General features: G+C 69.6%; 5 protein-coding genes. 2 read left to right on the top strand and 3 right to left on the bottom strand.

Annotated elements, in window-relative coordinates; all coding sequences use genetic code 11:
• From VNR91_RS02225 to hrcA, 3 genes are all read right to left on the bottom strand, one after another.
• Positions 1–2146: [protein-PII] uridylyltransferase (locus VNR91_RS02225; protein ID WP_325489163.1), on the bottom strand; the 2146-nt coding region annotated here is incomplete at its 3' end.
• A gap of 85 nt (positions 2147–2231) precedes the next feature.
• The gene (locus tag VNR91_RS02230; protein ID WP_325489164.1) at positions 2232–2789 is read right to left on the bottom strand and encodes a nucleotide exchange factor GrpE; all 558 of its coding nucleotides are present in this window, start codon (positions 2787–2789) and stop codon (positions 2232–2234) included.
• A gap of 17 nt (positions 2790–2806) precedes the next feature.
• Positions 2807–3850: a heat-inducible transcriptional repressor HrcA gene (hrcA, locus tag VNR91_RS02235; protein WP_325489165.1), complete on the bottom strand. Its 1044-nt coding sequence runs from the start codon at positions 3848–3850 to the stop codon at positions 2807–2809.
• A gap of 86 nt (positions 3851–3936) precedes the next feature.
• On the opposite strand from hrcA, the gene rph reads away from it, so the two are divergent.
• On the top strand, positions 3937–4653 hold the full coding sequence (gene rph / locus VNR91_RS02240) for a ribonuclease PH (protein ID WP_325489166.1): 717 nt from the start codon (positions 3937–3939) through the stop codon (positions 4651–4653).
• A partial coding sequence (locus VNR91_RS02245; protein WP_325489167.1) for a non-canonical purine NTP pyrophosphatase occupies positions 4650–5199 on the top strand: 550 nt, incomplete at its 3' end. The genes rph and VNR91_RS02245, both read left to right, overlap by 4 nt.

The raw sequence follows: 5199 nt of genomic DNA on the forward strand, positions 1-5199 counted from the left end.
TCGCGCCGATCGACAGCCGCTCGGCCCCCGCGCGCTCGACCAGCCGGGCGTTGGCCTCCAGCACCTCGGGCGGCTCGGCCACCCAATAGCTTTCGGGCAGGCGCCGCACGAACGCCGCCAGCGCGTCCGCGTCCCAGCCCAGCGCGGCGGTCAGCGTCTCCTGCTTGGCGGTGATGCGCTCGCTGCGCCCGCGCTGCTTGTGCCCCAGCCGCAGCACCTCCTCCGCGCCCTCGAACAGATTGGTCAGCAGCTGGCGCTTCCATCCGTTCCAGATGCCCGGCCCCACCGCGCGGATATCGACGATGGTCAGCAGCAACAGCATCAGCAGCCGCTGCGGGCTTTGCACCTGTTCGGCGAAATCGAGGATGGTCTTGAAATCGGACAGGTCGCGCTTGAACGCCGTCGCCGACATCAGCAGATGCTGGCGCACCAGCCACGCCACCGTCTCGGTCTCCGCGGCGCTCAGCCCGAAGCGCGGCCCCAGCCGCCCGGCGACTTCCGCGCCCAGCACCGAATGATCGCCGCCGCGCCCCTTGGCGATATCGTGCAGCAGCACCGCGACATACAGCGCGCGGCGCGACACCACCTGCGGGAACATCGCGGTCGCCAGCGGGTGATCGTCCTTCAGCTCGCCGCGCTCGATCCGCGCGAGCAGCCCGATCGCGCGGATGGTGTGCTCGTCGACGGTGTAATGGTGGTACATGTCGAACTGCATCTGCGCGACCACCCGGCCGAAATCGGGCACGAACCGGCCGAACACCCCCGCCTCGTTCATCCAGCGCAACACGGTATCGGGGCTGCGCTTCGACGTCAGCAGCTCGAGGAACAGCGCGTTGGCGCGCGGATCATTGCGAATGTCGTCGGCCAGCTTGGCGTCGCGCGCGGCGGCGCGCATCGCCAGCGGATGCACCTCCAGCCCGTGCAGCTCCGCCAGCGTGAACAGCTCGATCAGCCGCACCGGATCGTCGGCGAAGAATCGGTCGTTCGGCAACGCCAGCCGCCCGCGATCGAGCACGAACCCCTTCAGCTTGCGCGGGCGTCGCCGCAGCGTCGGCAGCCCGAACCGGCGGCCGCGCGCGGCGAACTGTTCGTCCAGATGCGCCAGGAACACCCCGGTCAGGTCGCCGACCACCTTCGCCTGCAGGAAGTAGAACTGCATGAAGCGTTCGACCTTCGCCTTCCCCGGCCGGTCGGAAAAGCGCATCCGCTCGGCGATCTCGGACTGCATGTCGAACGTCAGCCGCTCTTCCGCGCGTCCGGCGATCAGGTGGAGCTGGCACCGCACCGCCCACAGGAAATTCTCGGCGCGGTGGAATTGGCGATATTCGGCGCGGGTCAGCAGCCCGGTCTCCACCAGTTCGGCGGCGGTGCCGACGTTGTAGGCGTATTTGCCGATCCAGAACAACGTATGGAGGTCGCGCAGGCCGCCCTTGCCCTCCTTGACGTTGGGCTCGACGACGTAGCGGCTGTCGCCCATCTTCTGGTGGCGCGCGTCGCGTTCGGCCAGCTTCTCGGCGATGAAGGCGCGCGCGGTCCCCGCCTCGACCTCCGCCTTGAAGCGGCGCACGCTCTCCTCATACAGCGTGGTGTCGCCCCACACGTAGCGCGATTCGAGCAGCGCGGTGCGGATCGTCACGTCGCCACGCGCCTGCCGCACCATCTCGTCGAGCGACCGCGACGAATGGCCGACCTTCAGCCCCATGTCCCACAGCGAATAGAGCATCGATTCGATGACCTGCTCGCTCCAGCCGGTCTGCTTCCACGGGGTCAGGAAGCCGATGTCGACGTCCGAATGCGGCGCCATCTCGCCGCGCCCGTATCCGCCGACCGCGATCAGCACCATCCGCTCGGCGGCGGTGGGGTTGGTGTTGCGATACAGGCGGTGGACGGTGAAGTCCCACAGCAGCCGCAGGATCTGGTCGAGCAGGAACGCCCCCGCCGCCGCCGCTTCCAGCCCGCGCGATGGTTGCTCCGCCAGCCGCCGCGCGATCTCTGCATGACCCTGGTCCAGCGCCACCTTGAGCCGCTCTGTCGCAGCACGGCGCAGCCCGGCGACGTCCTTCGCCTCGATCGCCGTCAGCGCATCGGACACCGCGCGCCGATCGATGATCGCGCGGCGGTGCGGGACATGCTCGAAACGGCTCATGGATGAAAGATAGAGGGTGGCGCGGTCGCGCGCCACAAAATGCGACCGCCCCGGTCGCTGCCGGGGCGGTTGATTAAATCCCGGCCTATTCCGCCGCCTTCGCCACGCCGACCAGCGCCGGGCGCAGCAAGCGGTCCTTGAGCATGTAGCCGGCCTGCATCTCCTGCACGATCGTGCCCGGCTCCGACTCTGCGGTCGGCACCTCGAACATCGCCTGATGCCGATTAGGATCGAGTTTCTCGCCGGTCGACACGATCTTTGAAATGCCGTGGCGGGCGAACACGCTGTCCAGTTCGCGGCCGGTCGCCTCGAATCCGGTCACCAGCCCCTTCAGCTTCTCGTCCGCGCGGGCCTCCTCGGGGATCGCCGCCAGCCCGCGCGCCAGATTGTCGGCGACCGACAGCAGGTCGCGGGCGAAACCGGTCACCGCATAGGCGCGCGCGTCGGCCGCTTCCTTCTCGGCGCGGCGCAGCGTGTTCTGGGCATCGGCGCGGGCATAGAGCAGCGCCGCCTTGGCCTCGGCCAGCTCCTCGGCCAGCTTGGCGACCGCGGCCTGATCGGCGGCCGCTTCGGCGGGCTCGCCTCCCAGGTCCAGGGTATCGGCCGTCAATCCGCTGGCTTCGTTGTTCGTCTCTTCGCTCATGTCATCCGTTCTGGTTCTTAACTCAACAGGCGCGCCAATGTCGCGGCCGTGAAATCCACCATGGGCACGACGCGCGCATAGTTCAACCGCGTCGGGCCGATCACGCCGACCACGCCGACCACCTGGCCGTCCAACGCACGAACCGGCTGCGCGATCACCGACGATCCCGACAGCGCGAACAGCTTGTTCTCCGATCCGATGAATATCCGGGCCGATTCCGCCTCGCGCGCGCCGTCCAGCAGGCGGGCGATCTCCTCCTTGCCCTCCAGCTCGTCGAGCAGCCCGCGAACCCGGTCGAGGTCCGCCGCGGCGGCGGGGTCGATCAGATTGGCCTGGCCGCGCACGATCAGCACCGGGCGGTGGCCGCCGTCCTCGCTCCACACCGCCAGCCCGCGGTCGACCAGCGCGCGCGTGGCGCGGTCGAGCCGGGCGCGCTCCTCGCCGATCTCCGCGGCGATGCGCCGGCGCGCTTCCGACAGCGTGCGCCCGGCCAGCGCCGCGCTCAGGTAGTTGGCCGCCGCCTCCACCCCGCCGGGGGTCATCCCCGCCGGCAGTTCGATCACGCGATTCTCGACCGATCCGTCCTCGCCGACCAGCACCGCCAAGGCCCGGTCGGGGCCAAGCGGCACGAACCCGAACTGGCGCAGCACGGCCTCGCGCTTGGGCACCAGCACCAGTCCGGCACAGGCCGACAGCCCGGACAACGCCGCCGTGGTCGCCGCGATCGCTTCCTCGACCGGGCCGGCGTTCGACGCGCGCGCCTCGATCGCGCGACGCTCCTCGGAGGTCGGCGCGACCGCGTGCATCATGCCGTCGACGAACAACCGCAGCCCGCTCTGCGTCGGCATCCGCCCGGCGGAGGTGTGCGGCGCGGCCAGCAGCCCGGCATTCTCCAGATCCTGCATCACGCCGCGGATCGATGCCGGCGACAGGTTGAGCCCGGACGCCAGCGCGATCGTTTTCGACCCGACCGGCGTGCCGGTCTCGATATAGGCCTCGACCACCAGCCGGAACACATCGCGCGCGCGGTCGGTCAGTTCGGGGATCGACGGGGTCATCATCCCTATCTAGGCACGGCGAAGCGCGCGCGCCACTGGCGTGTTGGGTCGATGACGTCTAGGGCCGCGCTCAATTCAAGGAGACCTTCATGCGACCTTCCGGCCGTGCCCCCGACGAAATGCGCGCCATCACCATCCAGCCGAACTTCACCCGCCACGCCGAAGGATCGGTGCTGATCGGGTTCGGCGATACCAAGGTGCTGGTCACCGCGTCGATCGAGGAGCGCGTGCCGCCGTTCCTGCGCGGCAAGGGTGAGGGCTGGGTCACCGCGGAATACGGCATGTTGCCCCGCGCCACCCATACGCGCGGCAGCCGCGAGGCGGCCAAGGGCAAGCAATCGGGCCGCACCCAGGAAATCCAGCGGCTGATCGGCCGGTCGCTGCGCGCGGTGACCGACCTCAAGGCGCTGGGCGAGCGCCAGATCACGCTCGACTGCGATGTGATCCAGGCCGACGGCGGCACCCGCACCGCATCGATCTCCGGCGCGTGGGTCGCGTTGCGCCTCGCGGTCGACAAGCTGCTGGCAGAGGGCAAGCTGACCACCGACCCCATCCGTCACAAGGTCGCCGCGGTCAGCTGCGGCATCTATCAGGGCACGCCGGTGCTCGACCTCGACTATCCCGAGGATTCGAATGCCGAGGCCGACGCCAATTTCGTGCTGCTCGACGACGGCAACATCGCCGAGGCGCAGGCTACGGCCGAGGGCGCGACCTATGACGAGGAGGCGCTGCTCCGCCTGCTTCGCCTCGCCCGCATCGGCTGTACCCAGATCTTTGCCGCGCAGGACAAGGCCACCGGCCGGTGAGCGGTGAGGGCGACACGCCGCAGGCGATCCGCAAGCTTCAGCCCGGCAGGCTGGTGATCGCCAGCCACAACGCCGGCAAGGTGCGCGAGATCGAGGCGCTGCTGGCGCCCTATGGCATCCAGCCGGTGTCGGCGGCGGCGCTCGACCTGCCGGAACCGGAGGAGACCGGCACCACTTTCGTCGCCAATGCCGAGCTGAAGGCTTTGCAGGCGGCCGATCTGTCCGGGCTGCCGGCGCTGGCCGACGACAGCGGGCTGTGCGTCGATGCGCTGGGTGGCGATCCCGGCATCTTCTCCGCGCGCTGGGCGGGCGAATCGCGCGATTTCGACGAAGCGATGGCGCTGGTCGAACGCAACATCGCCGCGACCCGTACCACCGATGGACCGGAGCCGAGCCGCGACGCGCATTTCATCTGCGCGCTGGCGCTGGCCTGGCCCGACGGCCATGTCGAATGGTTCGAAGGGCGCGTCGACGGCACGCTGGTGTGGCCGCCGCGCGGCGGCAACGGCTTCGGCTATGACGCGATGTTCCTGCCAGTCGGCGGCG

It is taken from the genome of Sphingomonas sp. (assembly GCF_035555815.1).
In the GTDB taxonomy this organism is placed as follows: domain Bacteria; phylum Pseudomonadota; class Alphaproteobacteria; order Sphingomonadales; family Sphingomonadaceae; genus Sphingomonas.